At 58.8% G+C, this 20,499-nt stretch carries 21 protein-coding genes, 1 pseudogene and 1 riboswitch; of the genes and pseudogenes, 19 read left to right on the top strand and 3 right to left on the bottom strand.

Annotated features, from left to right (window positions below):
• Positions 1-7: 7 nt before the first annotated feature.
• The 3 genes and pseudogenes from M655_RS28375 to M655_RS21620 all read right to left on the bottom strand — a co-directional run.
• Positions 8-472: pseudogene (locus M655_RS28375) on the bottom strand (MFS transporter); the annotation flags it as partial.
• 14 nt (positions 473-486) lie between these two features.
• The gene (locus M655_RS28370; RefSeq protein ID WP_007785834.1) at positions 487-771 is read right to left on the bottom strand and encodes an MFS transporter; all 285 of its coding nucleotides are present in this window, start codon (positions 769-771) and stop codon (positions 487-489) included.
• Between the two features lie 16 nt (positions 772-787).
• Entirely contained in the window at positions 788-1,207 is a 420-nt protein-coding gene (locus M655_RS21620) for a MarR family winged helix-turn-helix transcriptional regulator (protein ID WP_005831982.1), read from the bottom strand.
• A gap of 195 nt (positions 1,208-1,402) precedes the next feature.
• Positions 1,403-1,622: riboswitch (cobalamin riboswitch) on the top strand.
• A 283-nt stretch (positions 1,623-1,905) separates the two neighbouring features.
• Here M655_RS21620 and cobO point away from each other — a divergent pair.
• The 19 genes from cobO to cobA all read left to right on the top strand — a co-directional run bounded on the left by cobO (position 1,906) and on the right by cobA (position 20,463).
• Positions 1,906-2,445, top strand: a complete 540-nt coding sequence (cobO, locus tag M655_RS21615; RefSeq protein ID WP_026557946.1) for a cob(I)yrinic acid a,c-diamide adenosyltransferase — start codon at positions 1,906-1,908, stop codon at positions 2,443-2,445.
• Positions 2,445-3,551 (top strand): threonine-phosphate decarboxylase CobD, encoded by a 1,107-nt coding sequence (gene cobD / locus M655_RS21610; RefSeq protein ID WP_007785829.1) that lies wholly within the window; start codon positions 2,445-2,447, stop codon positions 3,549-3,551. Before cobO ends, cobD begins: the two co-directional genes overlap by 1 nt.
• A complete protein-coding gene (gene cobU, locus M655_RS21605) occupies positions 3,548-4,087 on the top strand; it encodes a bifunctional adenosylcobinamide kinase/adenosylcobinamide-phosphate guanylyltransferase (RefSeq protein ID WP_025847518.1) in 540 nt (179 codons plus the stop codon). Before cobD ends, cobU begins: the two co-directional genes overlap by 4 nt.
• The gene (gene cobS / locus M655_RS21600; protein ID WP_005831991.1) at positions 4,084-4,824 is read left to right on the top strand and encodes an adenosylcobinamide-GDP ribazoletransferase; all 741 of its coding nucleotides are present in this window, start codon (positions 4,084-4,086) and stop codon (positions 4,822-4,824) included. The genes cobU and cobS overlap by 4 nt, the downstream gene beginning before the upstream one ends.
• Positions 4,821-5,444, top strand: coding sequence for a histidine phosphatase family protein (locus M655_RS21595; RefSeq protein WP_005831994.1), 624 nt, complete (start codon positions 4,821-4,823; stop codon positions 5,442-5,444). Before cobS ends, M655_RS21595 begins: the two co-directional genes overlap by 4 nt.
• On the top strand, positions 5,441-6,400 hold the full coding sequence (gene cbiB / locus M655_RS21590; RefSeq protein ID WP_026557945.1) for an adenosylcobinamide-phosphate synthase CbiB: 960 nt from the start codon (positions 5,441-5,443) through the stop codon (positions 6,398-6,400). The genes M655_RS21595 and cbiB overlap by 4 nt, the downstream gene beginning before the upstream one ends.
• Positions 6,401-6,499: 99 nt before the next feature.
• Complete coding sequence (cobJ, locus tag M655_RS21585) at positions 6,500-8,281, top strand: precorrin-3B C(17)-methyltransferase (protein WP_007785819.1); 1,782 nt, start codon at positions 6,500-6,502, stop codon at positions 8,279-8,281.
• A gap of 34 nt (positions 8,282-8,315) precedes the next feature.
• Positions 8,316-9,293, top strand: coding sequence for a sirohydrochlorin chelatase (locus tag M655_RS21580; protein WP_026557944.1), 978 nt, complete (start codon positions 8,316-8,318; stop codon positions 9,291-9,293).
• A 13-nt stretch (positions 9,294-9,306) separates the two neighbouring features.
• Positions 9,307-10,074 carry a precorrin-6A reductase gene (cobK, locus tag M655_RS21575; RefSeq protein ID WP_005832000.1) on the top strand — a complete coding sequence of 256 codons (768 nt, stop codon included), beginning with the start codon at positions 9,307-9,309 and terminating at the stop codon, positions 10,072-10,074.
• Positions 10,075-10,136: 62 nt separating this feature from the next.
• The gene (locus M655_RS21570) at positions 10,137-10,787 is read left to right on the top strand and encodes a precorrin-8X methylmutase (RefSeq protein WP_025847506.1); all 651 of its coding nucleotides are present in this window, start codon (positions 10,137-10,139) and stop codon (positions 10,785-10,787) included.
• A 5-nt stretch (positions 10,788-10,792) separates the two neighbouring features.
• Positions 10,793-11,929 carry a cobalt-precorrin-5B (C(1))-methyltransferase gene (locus M655_RS21565; protein ID WP_007785812.1) on the top strand — a complete coding sequence of 379 codons (1,137 nt, stop codon included), beginning with the start codon at positions 10,793-10,795 and terminating at the stop codon, positions 11,927-11,929.
• Complete coding sequence (locus M655_RS21560; protein ID WP_026557943.1) at positions 11,892-13,121, top strand: bifunctional cobalt-precorrin-7 (C(5))-methyltransferase/cobalt-precorrin-6B (C(15))-methyltransferase; 1,230 nt, start codon at positions 11,892-11,894, stop codon at positions 13,119-13,121. The genes M655_RS21565 and M655_RS21560 overlap by 38 nt, the downstream gene beginning before the upstream one ends.
• The gene (gene cobI / locus M655_RS21555; protein ID WP_026557942.1) at positions 13,118-13,831 is read left to right on the top strand and encodes a precorrin-2 C(20)-methyltransferase; all 714 of its coding nucleotides are present in this window, start codon (positions 13,118-13,120) and stop codon (positions 13,829-13,831) included. The genes M655_RS21560 and cobI overlap by 4 nt, the downstream gene beginning before the upstream one ends.
• Entirely contained in the window at positions 13,828-14,607 is a 780-nt protein-coding gene (gene cobM / locus M655_RS21550; RefSeq protein ID WP_026557941.1) for a precorrin-4 C(11)-methyltransferase, read from the top strand. Before cobI ends, cobM begins: the two co-directional genes overlap by 4 nt.
• Positions 14,604-15,746 carry a cobalt-precorrin 5A hydrolase gene (locus M655_RS21545; RefSeq protein ID WP_026557940.1) on the top strand — a complete coding sequence of 381 codons (1,143 nt, stop codon included), beginning with the start codon at positions 14,604-14,606 and terminating at the stop codon, positions 15,744-15,746. The genes cobM and M655_RS21545 overlap by 4 nt, the downstream gene beginning before the upstream one ends.
• Positions 15,743-17,119: a cobyrinic acid a,c-diamide synthase CobB gene (locus M655_RS21540; protein ID WP_026557939.1), complete on the top strand. Its 1,377-nt coding sequence runs from the start codon at positions 15,743-15,745 to the stop codon at positions 17,117-17,119. The genes M655_RS21545 and M655_RS21540 overlap by 4 nt, the downstream gene beginning before the upstream one ends.
• Entirely contained in the window at positions 17,112-18,629 is a 1,518-nt protein-coding gene (locus M655_RS21535) for a cobyric acid synthase (protein ID WP_026557938.1), read from the top strand. The genes M655_RS21540 and M655_RS21535 overlap by 8 nt, the downstream gene beginning before the upstream one ends.
• On the top strand, positions 18,626-19,678 hold the full coding sequence (gene cobT / locus M655_RS21530; protein ID WP_007785801.1) for a nicotinate-nucleotide--dimethylbenzimidazole phosphoribosyltransferase: 1,053 nt from the start codon (positions 18,626-18,628) through the stop codon (positions 19,676-19,678). The genes M655_RS21535 and cobT overlap by 4 nt, the downstream gene beginning before the upstream one ends.
• Positions 19,675-20,463, top strand: a complete 789-nt coding sequence (gene cobA, locus M655_RS21525; protein WP_025847490.1) for a uroporphyrinogen-III C-methyltransferase — start codon at positions 19,675-19,677, stop codon at positions 20,461-20,463. The genes cobT and cobA overlap by 4 nt, the downstream gene beginning before the upstream one ends.
• Positions 20,464-20,499: the final 36 nt, after the last annotated feature.

The following is a 20,499-nucleotide window of genomic DNA, read 5'->3' as shown; positions in this document are numbered from 1 at the left end:
TTCGTTAGGCAAAGGGAATGAGGTGCGTGTCCATTAAGCCGGTAGTGGTGAATCCGCAGATGAAAAACGGCAAAATCAGAAACCAGAAAGCCTTGGTTGGAAATATCCGCCTGACCGGTTGCCGGCTGGAAGGATGTATTTGTTGTCTTTCATCTGCGATCTGTGGCGAACCTCCTATCGGTTGCAAACCCTTTTCGGCAGGATGATTCTTCAGAAGAAACATCATGACGGGAAATACCACGATCAGTAAAAAGAGACCCAATACCGCAACAGCCATTTTCCAGTCAAACCACTGTATGAAAAACAGTGAGGCTGGCACAACTACCATTTGGCCTACGCTAAAGCCAGCCTCTATTACTCCGAATGCGAGTCCACGCCTTTTATTGAACCAATTTGTGACCATAATGGTTGCGGCTACATTGGAGGCACCTCCAACACCAATGGAAGCGAAGACACCATAGAGAATAAACAATTGCCAGAGGGAAGTTACCCATTGCGTGAAAAAATGCTCAGACCAACCAGAAGTGTGCTGCCTAAGAGAATGGACCTGGCACCAAAGCGGTCAATCAACCTGCCTGCTATTGGTTGGGATATGCCATAAATGACAAAACTCAATGTGGAGATGAGAGAAATGGTACCTCGATCCGCGGCAAAGCCATTCTCCCAAGGTTCAATAAATGCTCCGAAAGAAAGTCTTGCTCCTTGCACAGCCAACAATGCGAAAAAGGTGACAAATAAAATGATCCACGCGTAATGCACTTTGCTCTTCACAGTCTCAACGCACTCCTTATGAGTTTAATCCCAATCTGGTCAGCATGTTTTTGAATAATTTCGCTTCTTCTTCACTGAATATGGACATCGCTTCTTGATTCACTTCGTCACTGATCTGATTCAGAGGTTGTTCCAATTCCTTGCCTCGCGGAGTCAGAAAAATCAAGTTCGTCCGGCGATCATTGGGATCGGAACGACGCTCGATGAGCCCCATATTTTGCAGTCGATCGAGCACCCCCGTGATGGTTGCTCCATCCAAGCGAAGCCGACTACCCAATTCCACACCTTTTTGGCCATCTTTTTCCCATAGCGCATGTAATAGAACAAACTGCACGGGAGTAATCCCGTACGGCGATAATTTGGCCTTTTCCATTTGCCAGATTTTTTGATACGCCTTCCCGAGAAGAAACCCATAGCAATCCTCAATCCGATCCATATGTACCTCCAAATATTTTATTGGAAATCGATGTAAGAATAAGATAACACGCACACAAAAGATTTGTGTACAAATAATTAGTTCACAAAACAAAGATCAATGCCCAGTATGTTCCTATCCGCAGCTTTTGCTTGAATCCCCGGTAGCATTTGCTATTATTAAAGCAAGTGCTTGTCATAGAAAAGAACGACATTTGAATATGGTAGAAAAACAGGTCCTTGTTTTTCGCAAGCGATAGTTTGCGAATGCGAGGTTAAAAGGGAAGTTTGGTGAAAAGCCAACGCGGTCCCGCCACTGTAAAAGAGGAGCTCTTCTTCTTGGCAACGGCGCCATCCACTGCACGCCAGCGTGCGGGAAGGAGGAAGAAGAGCGAAGATCCTTGAGCCAGGAGACCTGCCTGTTTTGATGTCCACTGATTTCCTTCGGGTCAAAGGATGAGGTGAGGATTGTTGCAGTCGGCTATCCGCGCTTTGTTTTCCTTGGAGGTTTGGGGAAACAAGGCGTTTTTTTGTACGCGGAAAGCGAAACAGGAAGCAAATCGGCAAACTCTTCACTTTTTCAGTCAGGTAAATAACGAGGCTATGGAAAACATTTGAAATAGGCAACGGAGCCTAAACTGCATTTTTGGAGCGCTGTGCCTCCGAAAATTATTAGGGATGGGCAACGGGGCCTACAGTTTATTTTGGGGGTGAGCGTACTTGAGCAACAAGCGGGGCCTGTTTTTGGTCTACACCGGAGACGGCAAAGGAAAGACAACAGCCGCGGTGGGGCTGGCTGTGCGCGCGACTGGACGAGGCAAAAAGGTCATCATGATCCAGTTCATCAAGTCGCCGGAGCGCACGTACGGAGAGAAAATCATCTTCGACAAGCTGGGCATCGAAATCGTGCAAAAAGGCGTAGGCTTCACCTGGACGAAGACGCCGGAGGAGCATCGCGCGGCGCTGCAGGAAGCGTGGGCGTTCGCCCGGGAAAAGCTCGCTTCGGGCGAGTACGACGTCGTCATTCTCGACGAGCTGAACAATGCGCTGGCGATCGACCGTTTTCCGATTGTGGACGTGCTGCCGCTCGCGGACGTTTTGGAAGCGATTCAAAACAGGCCGAGCCATGTGCATCTGGTCGTGACGGGGCGGAGCGCCAAGCAGGAAATCATCGACATGGCCGATCTCGTGACAGAGATGAAGCCGATCAAGCATTACTACGATGAAGGAATACCAGCGGTGCTGGGGGTAGAGTTTTGATGAACGTATTGGAAGCGTACGGCCACGGCGGAGATTTGCTGACGGCAGCGGACCGCTTTGGGATGGAGCCGGGCCAATTCCTTGATTTCAGTGCCAATATTAACCCGCTGGGCATGCCGGACAGCGTGCGCGAGATGCTTTTGGCCTCGCTGTCTGCCGTGCTGCGTTACCCGGACCCTGGGCATCGCCAGTTTCGCCGGGCGTTGGCGCAGCGGTTGCAGTTGCCAAAGGAATGGCTTTTGCCTGCGAACGGAGCGGCAGAAGCGATGGCGCTCGCGATTCTCGGGCTGCAGCCGCAAACAGTCGGCGTGATTTATCCTTGCTTTTCGGAATATGCAGAGCTTTCCGAGCAGTTTGGCGCAACCGTCATCGGCTGCTACGGAAAAGAAGAGAACGGCTACAAGGCCGACAGCGCCGAGCTGTACCGTCTGTTCGAACAGGCTGATCTGGTGTTTGTCGGCTCGCCGAACAATCCGACTGGCATCTTGTATGAGCCACAGGAGCTGTTGCAGATGGCGGACTGGACGGCCCAGACCGATACGTGGCTGGTCGTGGACGAGGCGTTTCTCGATTTTGTGGAAGAAAGCCGCCAGTTTACGCTGGCAAGTCGGCTGGAGCGCTTTCCCCGCGTCATTTTGCTGCGGTCGATGACGAAAATGTACGCGATCCCCGGCTTGCGTCTCGGATACGCGATCGCCCAGCCTGACGCGATTGCGAAAATGCGCGCGAAGCAGGTGAGCTGGAGCGTGAATGCGCTTGCGCTTTTGGCGGGGGAGCTGTGCTTGCAAGAGCATGAGTACGAGCGGCGGACACGCAGCCTGGTCGCCAGGGAGCGCGCTGGCCTGGTCGCGTTTATTCGCGGGGAGCTGGGCTGGAAGGTCTGGCCGGGGGAGGCGAACTTTTTGCTGCTTCGCTCGCCGGAGGGCTTGCCAGCCGCACAACTGCAAGAGCGGCTCGGCAAAAAAGGCGTGCTGATTCGCAGTTGCGCCATGTATCCCGGATTGACGGCGCATGACGTGCGCATCGCCGTTCGCGGGCCAGAAGACAATGCGCGCTTGATCGCGGCCTTGCGCGAGGTACACAGCGAAGGGAGCGGGGAGCGATGAGTCTTGTGCTGGTGACAGGCGGCGTGCGCTCGGGAAAAAGCCGCTTTGCGGAAGAACTGGCGCAACAGGCCGGAGAGCGCGTCCTGTACGTGGCGACGGGTCAGGCGTGGGACGAGGAAATGCGGCAGCGGATCGAGCGGCACAAGGAGCGGCGGCCGAAGCAGTGGGGCAGCGTGGAGGTCGGCGAGCGGCTGTGCGACTACGAGCCTGCTAGCACACCTTACGACGTCGTGCTGATCGATTGCCTGTCGACGTGGGTGAGCAATCGGCTGATGAGCGTCGAGGAAGCAGAGTGGCGAAGCGAGGCGCACACAGAGGCGCTGCTTGCGGAGGCAGAGGCGTGGCTTGGGCTTGTCCAGCGCTCCCCGCAAAAAGTGATTGCGGTCACGAGCGAGGTCGGGCTGGGCGGTGTCGCCATGAATCGGCTCGGCCGCTGGTTCGCAGACGCGCTGGGCGACGTCAACCAGCGGGCTGCGCGTCAGGCAGAGACGGTCTACGCGGTCATGGCCGGAATCCCGTGGAGGATCAAAGGATGAATGCATTTTGGCACGCGATTGCGTTTTTCACCCGGATTCCGGTTCCGTGGCTGCGCCCGTCCGACGAGGCGTGGAAAAAAAGCGTCAACTGGTATCCGGCAGTCGGGCTGGTCATAGGTATTTTGCTATGGGGAGTCCACCAGACGGGGCTTGTGCTCTTTAGCCCGTGGCTGTCCGCCGTGCTGACGCTCGCTGTCTGGGTGTACATCACAGGCGGACTGCATCTGGACGGCTGGATGGATTTGGCGGACGGACTGGGAAGCAGCCGGCCAAAAGAGCAAGTGCTCGCGATCATGAAAGATAGCCGCGTGGGCGCGATGGGGGTTTTAGCCGCGATCTTGCTACTTTTACTCAAGGCAGGGGCCGTCGCGGAGCTTGCGCATCCTGGCTGGGGTGTGCGCCTCGTATTCGTTCCTGCCATAGCGCGGACACATGTGCTGCTGTCGATTCGGCTGTGGCCGTATTTATCGCAGGAAAAAGGGATCGGCAAAGGCATCAGTGCAGGGCTGTCGCCTGTCGCCATCGCCGCCGGATACATCGTTCTCGCCGCGGCTGGCTGGTTCGCCGGAGGTTTGCAGGTCGTCGCGGCAATGGTCGTCTCGCTTTTGTTCGTGCTGTTGTTTTCCCGCTCGGTCGCCCGCAAGCTCGGCGGCCTGAACGGAGACTGCTACGGAGCAGCTATCGAGAGCGGCGAGGCGGTCATGCTGCTCGTACTGGTCGGGAGCTGGTGGACATGAAGTTGATCTGGATACGGCACGGGGAGACAGACAGCAATCGGGAGCGCAAATATCTCGGGCATAGCGACATTCCTTTGAACGAAAAGGGGGAGCAGCAGGCGCGCGAGCTGGCGCGGCAATTGTCGCAGCAACTAAAACGGCCTGTCGCGCTGTACGCAAGCGATTTGCTCCGCTGCACGCAAACGGCCCGGCCGCTGGCAGACGAGTGGGGGCTGCCGATCATTTCCGTCCCGGCTTTGCGCGAGCTGTCGTTTGGCGACTGGGAGCTTTTGACCTACGAGGAGCTGATGCGCTCGGATGCCGAGCGGGCTGTCCGCTGGTACGACGACCCGTATCGCTGCAGTCCGCCGAATGGCGAGAGCTTGCAGGAACTGGGGCACCGGGTGGACGGCTGGCTGCGCAAGCTTTTGGAGCAGCGGCAAGCGGCTGCGGACGAGACTACGGTTTGCGTCGCGCACGGGGGAGTGATTCGCTGGTTTCAGGCGGTTTGGCTGGAAAACGACCCTAAGCGATATTGGCACGTAGATGGCGTAGGGCACGGAGAGGCCCTGCTGGCGCAATGGGACGGGCGACGCTGGCGAAGACTACGGCTGGAAGGCTTAAAGAGAGGGACAACATGACAGAAGTATGGATATTGTGCGCGGCATACGTGATTGACCGGGTGGTCGGCGACCCGCGCAGCCTGCCGCATCCGGTGGTCATGATCGGCTGGTGGATTACGCGGCTGGAACGGGTCATTCGCGCGGCAGTCAAGCAGGAATCGCAACTGAAGCTGGCTGGCGTCCTGTTCCCGCTGTTGATCGTCACAGGCAGCTACGCGGTCGTCTGGCTGCTGTTATGGGGAGCGGCGTTCATTCATCCGCTGCTCTCGTGGGTGTTGAGCGCGTGGCTCATCTCCACGACGATTGCCACAAAAGGACTCGCGGACGCGGGACTGGAGATCGCCCGCCACCTGCTCGCCGGGGACATGGCAGCGGCGAGGCGCTCTCTGTCGATGGTGGTCGGCCGCGATACGGATCAACTGGACGAACCGGAGATTTGCCGGGGGGCCGTGGAGACGGTGGCGGAAAACATCGTCGATGCGATCGTTTCCCCGCTGATCTATGCCGCGATTGGCGGCGCGCCGCTAGCGATGGCGTACCGGGCAGCCAACACGCTGGACTCGATGGTCGGCTACAAAAACGAAATGTACAAAAATCTCGGCTGGGCGTCCGCCCGCTTCGACGACGCGATGAACTACATACCCGCCCGGCTGACGGCATTGCTGTTGGTAATCGCAAGCGGGCTGCAGCGGCTGGATTGGCGACAGTGCTGGGCGATGATTCGCCGGGACGCGCATCTGCACCCGAGCCCGAACAGCGGGCTGCCGGAAGCGGGAGTGGCTGGCGCGCTGGGCGTGCAACTTGGCGGGCTCAACTACTACCAGGGAGTGCCTTCCAACCGGGCGCGGCTCGGGGATGCGCATCGGCCGTTGGCTGCGGCGGATATTATGGCGACGATTCGGCTGATGTATCTCACCTCCTTGCTGTGCCTGCTCGTGTGCCTGGCGATTGCGGCTGCCATTGCTTTTATATAGGGCGGCACTTGAAACGAAGCGTAAGACAACGGAAGAAATGAGAACGAACGAGATAACGGCTGCCTGCGACACGCAGGCAATGGAAAGGGGAGGGGCCGTATGAGCGGCAAGTTGTTTGTGATCGGGTTTGGCCCAGGAAGTTTTGAGCATATCACCAAGCGGGCGCGGGAGGCACTGCAAGAGTCGGACGTCATTATCGGCTATTCGACTTACGTGGATTTGATCCGCGGACTTTTGACCAACCAGGAGATCGTCAGCACCGGGATGACGGAGGAAGTGACGCGTGCGCGCGAGGCGGTGCGTCAGGCGGAGGAAGAAGGCAAAAAAGTAGCGGTCATCTCCAGCGGCGACTCCGGGGTCTACGGGATGGCGGGACTGGTCTACGAGGTGCTGGTGGAAAAAGGCTGGACAGAAGCGACAGGCGTTCCGATCGAAATCGTGCCGGGCATCTCGGCGATCAACTCCTGTGGCGCGATCCTCGGTGCTCCGATTATGCACGACGCCTGCACGATCAGCTTAAGCGACCACTTGACGCCGTGGGAGCTGATTGCCAAACGGATTGACGCAGCCGGGATGGCCGACTTTGTCATTGCGCTGTACAACCCGCGCAGCGGCAGGCGGACGCGGCAGATCGTCGAGGCGCAGCGCATCCTGCTGCAATACCGCTCGCCAGATACCCCTGTCGGTATTGTGAAGAGTGCCTACCGCGAGCGCGAGACGGTTGTCGTGACGACGCTTGCGCAAATGCTCGAGCACGACATCGGCATGCTGACGACGGTCATTATCGGGAACTCTTCGACGTTTGTCTACGATGGCAAAATGATTACGCCGCGCGGCTATCAGCGCAAGTACACTCTGTCTGCGGATGAGCAGCCGCTGAAGCCGCACCAGCGCCTGCGCGTGGAAAACGAACCGTGGTCGCTCGAAGCAAGCGGCGAAAGCGTCAACGCCTCTGCGGCCAAGCCAGCGGAGCCTGCGAGCGAGCGCCCTGTGCTGGCTGGGGAAGCTGCGAAGCCAACGGCGCCGGAAGCGGCGTTTTCCGGCACGGCGACCAGTACGGCTGTTCTGGAAGCGCCGCCAGTCGAGCAAAAGGTGGAGACAGCAAAGCCCGAAGCAGAGCGTCCGCCATTCGAATGGGCGATGCAGGCGCTGAATGCGATCCATGCAGCCAAAGGCATCGAAACGACGCCTGCCACAGCAAGCAACGTGCGTCCAGCCTCGGCGTTTCAGCCGGAAATGATTTTCGAATTTGCGGTCAGTCCAGGCGTCGCCAACAAAAAAATTACGCCGCAGCAAATGATGGCCATTGCCGAGGTGGCGGGTGAAAAGGGCGAGATCGAATACACGCCGCACCACCAGATGATTTTGCGCGTGCCGACTGCCGACCCTGACAGCATTACAGGCCGACTGCGCGAGCTTGGGCTGATCCTCAGTCCGATCGGAGACGTGTTGCAGGTAAAAGCGTGCGATTTTTGCGACGGCGAGAAAAAAGACAGCATTCCGTATGCGGAGGAGCTGCACCGAAGACTGGGCGGAAAAGAAATGCCGAAGGAGCTGAAAATCGGCTTCAACGGCTGCGGAATGGCCTGCTACGGAGCGGTTCAGGAAGATATCGGAATCGTGTTCCGCAAAGGCAAGTTCGACCTGTTCCTGGGCGCGAAAACAGTCGGGCGCAATGCGCACTCCGGCATTCCGGTCGCGGAAGGCATCGACAAGGAGGATATCGTGCCGATTGTCGAGCGAATCGTGAATCGATTCAAAAAAGAGGCATTTCCGAATGAACGCTTCCACAAGTTTTTCCAACGGGTAGGCGAACTGGAAGGCTACGCCTGGTACGAACCGGCCAAGGCGGAAATCGAGAACGCCGCTTGCGGAGATTGATCGGTTGTTCGAACAAATACGAGGGGGAAACGAAATGGACGCGGTATTATTTGTAGGACACGGGAGCAAGGACCCGGAAGGCAACGAAGAAATCCGGCAGTTTGTCGCTTCGCTTGCGCCAGAGCTGGATGTGCCGATCATCGAGACGTGCTTTCTGGAGTTTGCGCGCCCAGACATGCTGCAAGGCTTGAATACGTGCGTCGCTCGCGGCGCTACGCGGGTGGCGGTCATTCCGATCATCCTGTTCTCTGCGGGACACGCGAAAATCCACATTCCGGCGGCAATCGACGAGGCGAAGGAGCTGCATCCGCACGTGCAGTTCATCTACGGCCGTCCGATCGGCATTCACGAGGAAGTCATCAACATCCTGTCTACACGGATGGCGGAAGCGGGCTTTGCCTCCGGCGAAGACCACGACGACCTGGCAGTGCTCGTGATCGGGCGCGGCAGCAGCGACGCGGACGCCAACAGCGATATTTACAAAATGTCCCGCCTGTTCTGGGAGCGCTACAAGGCGCGCTGGGTAGAGACGGCTTTCATGGGCGTGACCTATCCGCTCTACGACGAGGGCGTGGAGCGCTGCCTGAAGCTCGGCGCGAAGCGGATCGTGCTCTTGCCGTACTTCCTGTTTACCGGCGTGCTGATTAAGCGGATGAGCGATCAACTGGAAAAGTTCCGCCAGCAATACCCGGAAGCCCAGTTTGAGATGGCTGAGTATTTCGGCTTCCACCCGCTGTTAAAAGAAGTGATGAAGGACCGGATCGAGGAAGCGCTGCACGGGGAAGTGAAGCTGAACTGCGACACCTGTCAGTACAGGCTGGCAGCGATGGAGCACATCGACCATCACCACCACCATCATGACGACGAGCACGGTCATGGTCACCATCACCATCATCACCACCATGGTCATCATCACGATCATGACCACGACCACCACCATGGTCACGACCATCACCATGACCACGACCATGACCACAAGCATGAGCATAAACACGACCACGTATCGAAGTAGGAGGAGACACAGCATGATTCTGGTACTGGCTGGAACGAGCGACGCCCGCGAATTGGCCCTGTTAATCAAGGAAAACGGCTACGACCTGCTGACGACGGTCGTAACGGACAACGCTGCGAAAAGCATGGAAGAGGCAGGCGTGCCTGTCCAGGTCGGACGCTTGAGCGCGGACGACATCCAGCAGTTGATCCGGGAAAAAGGCGTGCGGTGCGTGGTAGACGCAAGCCACCCTTTTGCCGAGGAAGCCTCGAAAAACGCCATGGCTGGCGCGCAGGGCGCAGGTGTGCCGTACATCCGCTACGAGCGGGAAAGCCTCGCTGCGCCAGGCAGCGAAAAGCTGATCGTCGTCGAGGATTACGTGCAGGCGGCTGAGCTTGCCGCTGAAAAGCGCGGGGTCATCATGCTGACGACAGGCAGCAAGACGCTGAAAACGTTCACGGATCGCCTCTTGGGCCTGCCGGATACGACTTTGGTCGCCCGGATGCTGCCGCGCCTCGACAACATGCAAAAATGCGAGGAGCTCGGCGTGGAGCAAAAAAACATCGTCGCGATGCAAGGGCCTTTTTCCAAGGAGCTGAACAAAGCGCTCTACGCCCACTACGGCGTGACGCTGATGATTACGAAGGAGAGCGGCAAGGTCGGCGCTTTTGACGAAAAGGTGGAAGCGGCGCTGGAAATGGGCATCGAAACCATCGTCATCGGCCGGCCGAAAATCGACTACGGGACCAAGTTTTCCGATTACGAAAGCGTGCTGAACCAGCTCAAAGCGGTCGTTCTATAAGCGCCAGGCCGTGTGCATGCAATGAGCACCTACCCCAAACAACTGACTGGAGGAAACCAACCATGGATTTCAAGACGGAATTCAAGCCTTTGACTGTACAACCGCAAGAGATCGAGGACATGAGCTTTCAGATCATTACCGATGAGCTGGGCGAGCATCCTTTTACCGCCGAACAATTTCCTGTCGTGCAGCGCGTCATCCACGCTTCCGCAGACTTTGACCTCGGACGCAGTCTCGTCTTCCACCCGGATGCTGTCCAATCCGGTATTCAGGCGATCCGCAGCGGCAAAATCGTCGTCGCGGACGTGCAAATGGTTCAGGTCGGCATCAGCAAAAACCGGATCGAGAAGTTCGGCGGCCAAGTGAAGGTGTACATCTCCGACCGCGACGTCATGGAAGAAGCGAAACGCCTCAACACGACGCGCGCGATCATTTCCATGCGCAAAGCGGTGAAGGAAGCAGACGGCGGCATTTTCTGCATCGGCAACGCGCCGACAGCGCTCCTGGAGCTGATCCGCATGGTCAAGGAAGGCGAAGCGAAGCCAGGTCTTGTGATCGGGATGCCAGTCGGCTTCGTCTCTGCGGCAGAGTCCAAGGAAGAGCTGGCGAAGCTCGATATTCCGTTCATTACGAACATCGGGCGCAAAGGCGGAAGCCCTGTGACAGTAGCTGCATTGAATGCCATTTCCATCATGGCGGAACGGTTGGGATAAAAGAGATGGCAGCCAAAGCAGCGTCGGACGAAAAAGAGGCAAAACCCCTCCGCCACGGCTATACAACGGGAGCATGCGCAACGGCGACGACCAAGGCTGCTTTGATCGCGCTGATTACCCAGGAGCCGCAGTCAGAGGCGACCATCCGCCTGCCGATAGGCGAGGACGTGACGTTTCGGATGGAGAGCTGCGAATTTTCGCCGGAAAAAGCGACGGCGGGCACGATCAAGGACGGCGGCGACGACCCGGATGCGACCCACGGTGCGCTGATTCTCTCCACCGTGGAATGGTCCGATGAGCCTGGCATTATACTGGACGGCGGCGTTGGTGTCGGTCGGGTGACCAAGCCAGGGCTGCCTGTTCCGATCGGAGAAGCGGCGATTAACCCCGTCCCGCGCAAAATGATTCGGGAAACCGCGCAGGCGGTGCTCGATGAGTACGGGACAAAGCGCGGAATCAAAATCGTGATCTCTGTGCCAGCGGGCGAGGAAATCGCCAAAAAAACATTGAATGGACGACTCGGCATACTCGGCGGCATCTCTATTTTGGGGACGCGCGGAATCGTGGTGCCGTTTTCCACTTCTGCCTACAAAGCGAGCGTGGCGCAAGCGATCAACGTCGCCAAGGAGGCGGGCTGCGACCACATCGTCCTGTCCACGGGCGGCAAGAGCGAATCGTTCGGGATTGCCACCTACCCGGAGCTGTCCGAGGAAGCGTTCGTGGAAATGGGAGACTTTGTCGGTTTTGCGCTCAAGCAATGCAAGAACCGAAACATGCGCAAGGTGACCTTGGTTGGAATGATGGGCAAGTTTTCCAAAGTGGCGCAGGGCGTCATGATGGTCCACTCGAAAAGCGCCCCTGTCGACTTCGGCTTTCTCGCCCAGATGGCAGAAGAGGCGGGCGCGCCGCAGGAGCGGACCCGCGAGATACTCACCGCGAACACGGCCTCGCAGGTTGGCGATCTGATGGCAGATACGCCTGCCTTTTTCGAGATCATGTGCGCGAACTGTTGCCGGGCAGCACTGAAGGAAGTGGGCGGCGGTATGGAGGTAGAAACCATCATCATTACTATGAAAGGGTCCCTGTTGGGAAGGGTGACGATCAATGACACAAGCGATGAAAGTGATCGGGATCGGGGATGACGGACAGCAAAGCCTGCTGCCGTTGTACCGGACCTGGATTGAAGAGAGCGAGCTTCTGGTCGGCGGAGAGCGGCATCTGGGCTTTTTTCCGGCGTACAAAGGGGAAAAACGGGTGCTGAAAGGCGGCTTGTCCGCGATGGTGGAGGAGCTGCGCTCCGAGACGCGCAAGACGGTCATTCTCGCTTCGGGCGATCCGCTCTTTTACGGGATCGGCAGCTTGCTGGCGAAAAAGCTGAACGTGGAAATTTACCCGCACCTAAGCTCCATTCAGCTCGCTTTCGCCAAAATGGGCGAGGCGTGGCAAGATGCGGCGCTCGTCAGCGTGCACGGCCGCAGCATCAAGGGACTGGCGCAGCGCATCGACGGGAAGGAAAAGGTCGCGCTGCTCACCGACCGGGAAAATTCGCCAGCGGCTATCGCCCGTTATTTGCTGTCGTTTCAGATGACCGAATACGATGCGTTCGTGGCCGAGAACCTGGGTAACGCCGATGAGCGGACGGGCTGGTACACGCTGGAGGAAATGGCAGATGGCGTCTTTTCCGATCTGAATGTCGTGATTTTGAAAAAACGCCGTCCAAGCCCGGTCTGGCCGTTTGGAATCGCAGACGAAGAGTTTTCCCAGCGCAAGCCGGACAAAGGATTGATTACGAAAAAAGAAGTGCGTATTGTAAGCATCGCCCAACTGCAACTGCACATAAAAAGCATCGTCTGGGACATCGGCACGTGCACAGGCTCTGTCGCCATCGAGGCGGCGCGGATCGCGCGGGAAGGCGAAGTGTACGGCGTGGAGAAAAACGCGGACGATTTGGAAAACTGCCGCCAGAACATGGCGAAGTTTCGCACGGATTTGACCGTTGTGCATGCGCGCGCGCCGCAAGGACTGGACGAGTTCCCGGATCCGGATGCCGTGTTCATCGGCGGCAGCGGCGGGGAATTGCGCGAGCTTTTGCATATTTGCTGCACGCGTCTGCGTCCGGGCGGCCGAATCGTGGTCAACGCCGCGACAATCGAGACGCTGTACGAAGCGACGCAAGCTTTTGCAGACGAAGGCTTTGAAACATCGGTGACATTGGCGCAGTTGTCGCGCAGCAAGCCGATTTTGTCTCTGACGCGGTTTGAGGCGTTGAATCCGATCTACATCATCACGGCCTGGGCCAAACAGACAGAGGAACAAGGGGGAGACAGCAAGTGAGCAAGATCGGAACATTGTACGGGCTGGGCGTAGGTCCAGGCGACCCGGAGCTGATTACGGTCAAGGCATTCCGCCTGTTGCAGCAATCTCCGGTGATCGCGTACCCGAAAAAGCGGATGGGCAGCAAAAGCTACGCGCACCAAATCGCCGAGCTGTACGTGCAGCAGTCAGAAAAAGAAATGCTCGGACTGGTGTTCCCGATGACGCGGGACAAGGAAATTTTGGAGCGCGAGTGGAACAAAACGGTGGAAATCGTCTGGGAGCGTCTGTCTGCGGGAAAAGACGTCGCGTTCGTGACGGAAGGCGATCCGATGTTTTACAGCACGTTTATCCACATGATGCGGGTGATGCACGACGCGCACCCGGAAGTGCCTGTGGTGACCGTGCCGGGCGTATCCTCGTTTCTCGGAGCAGCTTCGCGCTTCAACCTGCCGCTTGCGGACGGCGACGAGCAGATCGGAATTATTCCGGCGACAGAAGACCGGGAAGCGATGCGCAAAGCGCTTGAGAACCACGATACCGTCGTGTTTTTGAAAGTAGCGAAAGTGCTGCCGATGATTATCAGTTTGCTGAAAGAAATGGGACTCGCAGACAAAGCCGCCGTCGCGACAAAGGTCACCTCCTCCGAAGAGATGGTCTGGACGGACATGCGCGAGCTGGAGCGGGCAGAGCTTGGCTATCTTACGCTGATGGTGGTGAAAAAGGGATGAAACTGTACATAGTGGGAGCGGGTCCCGGCGACCCTGACTTGATTACCGTAAAAGGCTTGAAGCTTTTGCAAAAGGCAGACGTGATTTTGTACACCGACTCGCTCGTCAACGAAGAGCTGGTGGCGCTCGGCAACCCTGACGCTGAGGTGCTGCACAGCTCCGGCATGGCCTTGGAAGAAATGGTGGCGCTGATGGTGGACCGGATTCGCAAAGGCAAAACGGTCGTGCGCCTGCATACGGGCGATCCGTCTGTGTACGGGGCGATCATGGAGCAGATCGCGCTGTTGAAGGCAGAAGGCATCGAGGTGGAAATCGTGCCGGGCGTAAGCTCTGTGTTTGCGGCGGCAGCGGCGGTCGGTGCGGAGCTGACGATTCCCGAGCTGACCCAGACGCTGATCCTCACCCGCGCGGAAGGACGCACGCCTGTGCCCGACAGGGAAAAGCTGCGCGCGCTCGCGGAGCATCATTGTACGCTGGCGCTGTACCTCAGCGCGACTTTGACGAAAAAAGTGGTGCGGGAGCTGATCGAGGCGGGCTGGAGCGAGGATACGCCCGTCGCTGTCGTGCAGCGCGCGAGCTGGCCGGATCAGTTGATCGTGCGCACGACCTTGAAAAACCTGGACGAAGACATGGGCAAAAACGGCATTCGCAAGCACGCGATGATTTTGGCCGGCTGGGCTTTGGACCCGGACATTCACGAAAAAAGCGAGCAATACCGTTCCAGGCTGTACGATAAAACCTTCACGCACGGGTACAGAAAAGGTGTGAAAGAATGATAATCGAACTGGTCGAAGGAGAAATTCCTGTCATCCGTCAGCAGGGCGATTACGCGATTGTCGCCATCACGAAGCACGGGGTCGAGATGGCCCGCGATCTGGCGCAAAAATTTCCCGGGACAGACCTGTACTACATGAGCAAGTTCGCGCGCGGGGATGAGGAAGCGCGCGGCATCCAGCTTTTTTCCAACAGCGTGCGGATGCTGTTTCCGGCGCTGTGGCCTGTGTACAAAGGGCTGATTGTCATCATTTCGCTCGGGGCGGTCGTGCGCATGATCGCGCCGCTGCTCGAAGACAAAAAGAAAGACCCGGGCGTCGTTGTCGTCGACGACCGGGGGGAGAACGTCATCAGCGTGCTGTCCGGCCATCTGGGCGGGGCCAATGAGCTGGCCCGCGAAGTGGCGGCGGTCATGGGCGCCCGCCCGATCATCACGACCGCGTCCGACGTGCAGAAGACGATTCCGGTCGATTTGTTCGGCCGCCGTTTTGGCTGGGAGTGGGATTCTGCCGACAAGCTGACGCCTGTGAGCGCCTCGGTCGTCAACGAGGAACACGTAGCGGTCGTCAACGAATCCGGCGAACGCGACTGGTGGATGCACGACACGCCGATGCCGCCGTCGATCAAGGAGTATGCGAGCATCGCCGAAGCACAGGCTGCCAAGCCGCACGCGGCCCTCGTCGTAACTCACCGCCTGCTTGCGCCGGAGGAACAGACGATTTTGGACAACGGCGTCCTGTATCGCCCCAAGGTGATCGTGTTGGGGATGGGCTGCAACCGGGGAACGTCTGCGGAGGAGATCGAGGCGGTCATCCGCGAGACGCTGGACGAACTGCAATTTTCGCTCAAGAGCGTCAAGGCGCTGGCCACAATTGAGCTGAAAAAAGACGAGGCCGGGTTGCTCGCCGTATGCGAGAAATACGGCTGGCCGTTCGTCTGGTACTCACCACAGGAGCTGAACCAGGTGGAAATCAGCGAGCCGTCCGAGACGGTGTTCAAGTTTACGGGAGCGTACGGGGTGAGCGAGCCTGCGGCCAAGCTGTACGCGGGCGTCGACGAACTGGTGCTGACCAAGAAAAAGTCGGGCAACGTCACCATTTCGGTCGCCCTGATGCCCTATCATAAGGAGGAGCGCGCATGATGGACAGCCGCCGGATCGTAATCGCCGGAACAGGCAGCGGAGCGGGGAAAACGACGGTAACCATCGGGCTGATGGCTGCCCTGATCCGCAAAGGATATATGGTGCAAGGCTTCAAGTGCGGTCCTGACTACATCGACCCGACCTACCATACCGCGGTGACGGGCAGAGCGTCGCGCAATCTGGACAGCTTCATGCTGGAGCACGACGTCGTGAAGGAGATTTTTGTCCGCGGCAGCGAAGGCGCGGATATTTCGATCATCGAAGGCGTCATGGGCATGTACGACGGCAAGGAAGCGACCAGCGACAAGGGCAGCACGGCCGAAATCAGCATTTTGACCGGATCGCCTGTATTGCTCGTCGTCAACTGCCAGAGCATGGCGCGCAGTGCGGCTGCGATTGTAAAAGGCTTCCAGTTGCTCAATCCGCAGGCGAAAATCGTCGGCGTGATCGCGAACAAGGTCGGCAGCGAAGGCCACCACAAAATCGTCAAGGCCGCGATTGAGCAGGAGTGCGGGATTCCGGTCGTTGGCTACCTGAAGCGGGAAAACGAGCTGGAAATTCCCGAGCGCCATCTGGGGCTTGTGCCGTCTGTGGAACGCGGCGAGCTGGCACCTCTGTTTGCCAAGCTGGCTGACCTGATCGGGGAGACGGTAGACCTGGAACTAGTCTGGGAGCTGGCCAAAGCCGAGCCGCTGCAAGTGGAACCTAAGCTGTTCGCACCGCGCGAGGCGGCTTTCGACGTCACGATTGCAGTAGCGAAAGACCCGGCGTTCCACTTTTACTATCCGGAAAATCTGGAGCTGCTGCAGGCGTACGGCGCGAAGCTGGCCTTTTTCTCGCCGCTTGCGGGGGAGGGCGTACCGGAAGCAGCGGACGGCTTGTACATCGGGGGAGGCTTCCCGGAGGAGTTTGCCGCCGAGCTGTCGCAAAACGAGGCGGTGAAGGAATCGTTCCGCCAGGCGGTCAAAAAAGGCTTGCCGACCTTGGCCGAGTGCGGCGGATTCATGTTTTTGACCGAGGCGATTGTGACGACAGACGGGGAGAGCTATCCGATGGTCGGACTCATCCCCGGCAAGGTGACGATGCAAAAAAAATGGGCGGCGCTCGGCTATCGCGAGGTGCGCGGCAAGGAGGGCAACTTCCTGATCGGTCCAGAGGAACAGGCAAAAGGCCACGAGTTCCACTATTCGACCTATGCCACCGACGAGCAGCTCCCTGCGGCCTACGAGACAAAAGGGCTGCGCGGCACCAAGCCGGAGGGCTTTGCCAGGGACAATCTCGTCGCGGGGTACACGCATTTGCATTTCGGCTCCAACCCGGCGCTGGTGAAGCGCTGGCTCGGTTTGTGCGCGGAGGTGGCCTCCCGTGCCTAAAGCGCTCCCGCTGATGATTCAGGGAACCAGCTCCGATGCCGGAAAAAGCGCGATCGCGACAGCGCTCTGCCGCATTTTTGCCCAGGACGGCTACAAAACGGCGCCGTTCAAGTCGCAAAACATGGCGCTGAATTCCTATGTGACGCTGGACGGAAAAGAAATCGGGCGGGCACAGGGCGTTCAGGCGGAGGCGGCGGGCATTCTCGCCACGACCGACATGAATCCGATCCTCATCAAGCCGACGCGGGATTCGGAGTCGCAGATCGTGGTGAACGGCGAGCCGTACGCCAACATGAAGGCGATGGCGTATCGGACGGATTTTTACGAAGAAGGACTGCGGATTATCCGGGAGGCGTACCAGCGGCTCGCTGCCGCTTACGAGCGCATCGTCATCGAAGGAGCAGGCAGTCCGGCGGAGATCAACCTGAACGACCGCGAGCTGGTCAACATGCGGGTTGCCCGCCTGACGAACGCTCCGGTCATTTTGGTGGCGGACATTGAGCGCGGCGGCGTGTTTGCCAGCCTCGTCGGCACGCTGCAACTGCTTGAACCCAAGGACCGCGACCGGGTGATTGGCGTCATCATCAATCGTTTTCGCGGCGATCTGACGCTGTTGCAGCCAGGTCTGGACTGGTTCGAGCAGTACACAGGCAAGCCTGTGCTTGGCGTGGTGCCGTTTATTCCCGACTTGTGGATCGACGCGGAGGATTCGCTCATTTTGCACCGTTACCAGGGCAAGCGGGAGACGCCGCGCGAGCTGGATATTGCCGTCTTGCGCTACCCGCGCATCTCGAATTTTACGGATGTCGACCCGTTTTTTGTGGAGCCGGACTGCCGTCTGCGCTTTGTGACCCGGCTGGAAGAGTTGGGCGAGCCGGACCTGATCGTGCTGCCCGGCAGCAAAAATACGTTGGAAGACTTGCAATTTTTGCGCGAGACGGGACTGGCCGAGGCGGTGAAAAAGCTGCATCTGCGAGGCAAGTCGTACGTGGTCGGCCTGTGCGGCGGCTATCAGATGCTCGGCGAGTCGATTCTGGACCCGGCTTGTGTGGAGTCGCCGCTGCAACAGCTTGACGGGCTGGGCCTGATTCCGATGGTGACGACGATGGAGCAGAAGAAAACGACGGTGCTGTCCCGCGGGGAAGCCACATTCGCCGGAGAACAGCTTACGCTCGAAGGCTACGAGATTCACATGGGCCAATCCGTTTATGCCAAGAGCGAATGTCCTTTTATTCAGATGGGAGATCGGGCAGAAGGCTACTGTCACGAGGAACGCCGGCTGATCGGGACGTATTTTCACGGACTGTTCCACAACGACCGCTTCCGCACGCTCTTGCTGAACGCGATTCGCGCGAAAAAAGGGCTTGCGCCGATCACAGAGCGCCCATCTTTCGTGGCGCTTCGCGAGCAGGGCTACGATCTCTTGGCGGATACGGTACGCCGTCATGTGCGGTTGGATGCGATTGAAGAACAGATGAAGGCTTATCAGGAAAAAGAGGTGCGTAGATGATGGCAGGCTTGGAAAAGCGATTTCCGGCGATTGCGCCGCGAAACCAGGAAGCGAGTGAGCAAACGAGACAGCATGTGGATCAACTGACAAAGCCGCTGGGCAGTCTGGGACGTCTGGAGGAGCTGGCCGTCGAGCTGGCCGCGATGACGGGCGAGACGTTTCCGGTCGTCACGCCGCCGGGCGTACTCGTTTTTGCCGCCGATCACGGGGTGGCCGCAGAAGGAGTGTCGGCCTACCCGCAAGAGGTGACGGCGCAAATGCTCTTGAATCTGGTGAACGGCGGCGCGGGCATCAACGTTTTCGCGCGGCAAATCGGCGCGATGCAAAAGTTCGTCGATGTCGGCGTGGCAGTAGAGGTCGAGGCGCCAGGCGTCATCAACAGAAGAATCAGGGCAGGCTCGGGCAACATGCTGAAGGAAGCCGCCATGTCCGCTGACGAAGCGCAGCGCACGCTCGCGGTCGGCATCGAGCTGGCAGAGCAGATTATCGACGAAGGCGCCAAGGTGCTGATCGTCGGAGAAGTAGGAATCGGCAACACGACGGCGAGCAGCGCAATCCTGTCTGCCTTGACCGGGGCGGACCCGGACGAGATCGTCGGCCGCGGCACAGGACTGGACGACGCGGGCTGGCAGCGCAAAAAAGCGGTCGTGCGCGAGGCGCTCGCCCTGCATCGCCCGGATGCCAACGAACCGCTGGACGTCCTGGCAAAAGTAGGCGGGTTGGAGATCGGCGCGATGGCAGGCGCGATGATCGGCGCGGCTTCGAGGCGCGTTCCGGTGCTCTTGGACGGCTTTATCGCCACCGTGGCGGCACTGCTGGCCGTGCGGCTTGCGCCTGCGGTCGCAGACTACCTGATTGCCGGGCATCGCTCCCAGGAGCCGGGGCACGCTTTTGTGCTGAACGTACTCGGCAAACAGCCGCTGCTCGACTTAAACCTGCGACTTGGCGAAGGCAGCGGAGCGGCCGTTGCGTTTTCGATCGTCGAGGCGTCGTCGCGAATGGTTCGGGAGATGGCGACATTCGCATCGGCGGGGGTCAGCGACCGATGAGCGGCGCAGGCAAAGTGTATCTCGTCGGCGCAGGCCCCGGTGACCCGAAGCTGATTACCGTCAAAGGTCTGGAATGTCTGCAAAAGGCAGACGTAGTCGTCTACGACCGCCTCGCGAATCCGGCTTTGCTCGCCCATGCGCCCGAGACAGCGGAGCGCATCTACTGCGGCAAGCTGCCCGATCATCACACGATGCGGCAGGAGTCGATCAATGAGGTGCTGGCGGAAAAAGCGCTGGCAGGCAAAGTCGTCGTGCGGCTGAAAGGCGGCGATCCGTGCGTCTTTGGCCGCGCGGGAGAGGAAGCGGAGCATCTCGCTGCACGCGGCGTCGCGTTTGAAATCGTGCCGGGCGTGACGGCAGGAATCGCCGCTTCGGCGTACGCGGGCATCCCGGTGACGCACCGCGATCACGGCTCGTCGTTTGCCGTGGTGACGGGGCATTTGCGCGAGGACAAACCGGAGCTGGCTGTGGAAAAATGGCGGGCGCTGGCAGGCGGAATCGACACGGTGGCCTTTTACATGGGCGTTGCCAACCTGCCGCTCATCCGCACGCAGTTGATGAAGCACGGCCGCGATCCGAAGACGCCCGTCGCCGTCATCTCCTGGGGGACGCTGCCAAAGCAGGCTGTCGTCACAGGCACGTTGGCGGATATCGAGGAGCGCTTGGCAGAAAATAGCCATATCACCAATCCGGCGATCATTCTCGTCGGAGACGTCGTGAAAATGCGGGAAAAGATTAACTGGTTCGAGGCTTCGCTCGGTCTGAACGAGGGGATTCCCGGGTAAGCCAGGACAGGCGAGGCGGGCAAGCGGATGAGGCGG

It is taken from the genome of Brevibacillus sp. NSP2.1, from assembly GCF_000470975.2.
GTDB classification, from domain to species: domain Bacteria; phylum Bacillota; class Bacilli; order Brevibacillales; family Brevibacillaceae; genus Brevibacillus; species Brevibacillus agri.
Note: the sequence above shows the minus strand (reverse complement) of the source record. Positions and strands in the feature narration are given on the sequence as shown.

Bases quoted from the DNA above. Each gene is read 5' to 3' on its own strand.
- cobM (WP_026557941.1), top strand. From the start codon at position 13,828: ATGAAACTGTACATAGTGGGAGCGGGTCCCGGCGACCCTGACTTGATT.
- cobD (WP_007785829.1), top strand. From the start codon at position 2,445: ATGAACGTATTGGAAGCGTACGGCCACGGCGGAGATTTGCTGACGGCA.
- cobT (WP_007785801.1), top strand. From the start codon at position 18,626: ATGATGGCAGGCTTGGAAAAGCGATTTCCGGCGATTGCGCCGCGAAAC.
- M655_RS21560 (WP_026557943.1), top strand. From the start codon at position 11,892: ATGACACAAGCGATGAAAGTGATCGGGATCGGGGATGACGGACAGCAA.
- M655_RS21595 (WP_005831994.1), top strand. From the start codon at position 4,821: ATGAAGTTGATCTGGATACGGCACGGGGAGACAGACAGCAATCGGGAG.
- M655_RS21540 (WP_026557939.1), top strand. From the start codon at position 15,743: ATGATGGACAGCCGCCGGATCGTAATCGCCGGAACAGGCAGCGGAGCG.
- cobS (WP_005831991.1), top strand. From the start codon at position 4,084: ATGAATGCATTTTGGCACGCGATTGCGTTTTTCACCCGGATTCCGGTT.
- cbiB (WP_026557945.1), top strand. From the start codon at position 5,441: ATGACAGAAGTATGGATATTGTGCGCGGCATACGTGATTGACCGGGTG.
- M655_RS21565 (WP_007785812.1), top strand. From the start codon at position 10,793: ATGGCAGCCAAAGCAGCGTCGGACGAAAAAGAGGCAAAACCCCTCCGC.
- M655_RS21580 (WP_026557944.1), top strand. From the start codon at position 8,316: ATGGACGCGGTATTATTTGTAGGACACGGGAGCAAGGACCCGGAAGGC.
- cobJ (WP_007785819.1), top strand. From the start codon at position 6,500: ATGAGCGGCAAGTTGTTTGTGATCGGGTTTGGCCCAGGAAGTTTTGAG.
- cobU (WP_025847518.1), top strand. From the start codon at position 3,548: ATGAGTCTTGTGCTGGTGACAGGCGGCGTGCGCTCGGGAAAAAGCCGC.
- M655_RS21620 (WP_005831982.1), bottom strand. From the start codon at position 1,207: ATGGATCGGATTGAGGATTGCTATGGGTTTCTTCTCGGGAAGGCGTAT.
- M655_RS21545 (WP_026557940.1), top strand. From the start codon at position 14,604: ATGATAATCGAACTGGTCGAAGGAGAAATTCCTGTCATCCGTCAGCAG.
- cobA (WP_025847490.1), top strand. From the start codon at position 19,675: ATGAGCGGCGCAGGCAAAGTGTATCTCGTCGGCGCAGGCCCCGGTGAC.
- cobK (WP_005832000.1), top strand. From the start codon at position 9,307: ATGATTCTGGTACTGGCTGGAACGAGCGACGCCCGCGAATTGGCCCTG.
- M655_RS21570 (WP_025847506.1), top strand. From the start codon at position 10,137: ATGGATTTCAAGACGGAATTCAAGCCTTTGACTGTACAACCGCAAGAG.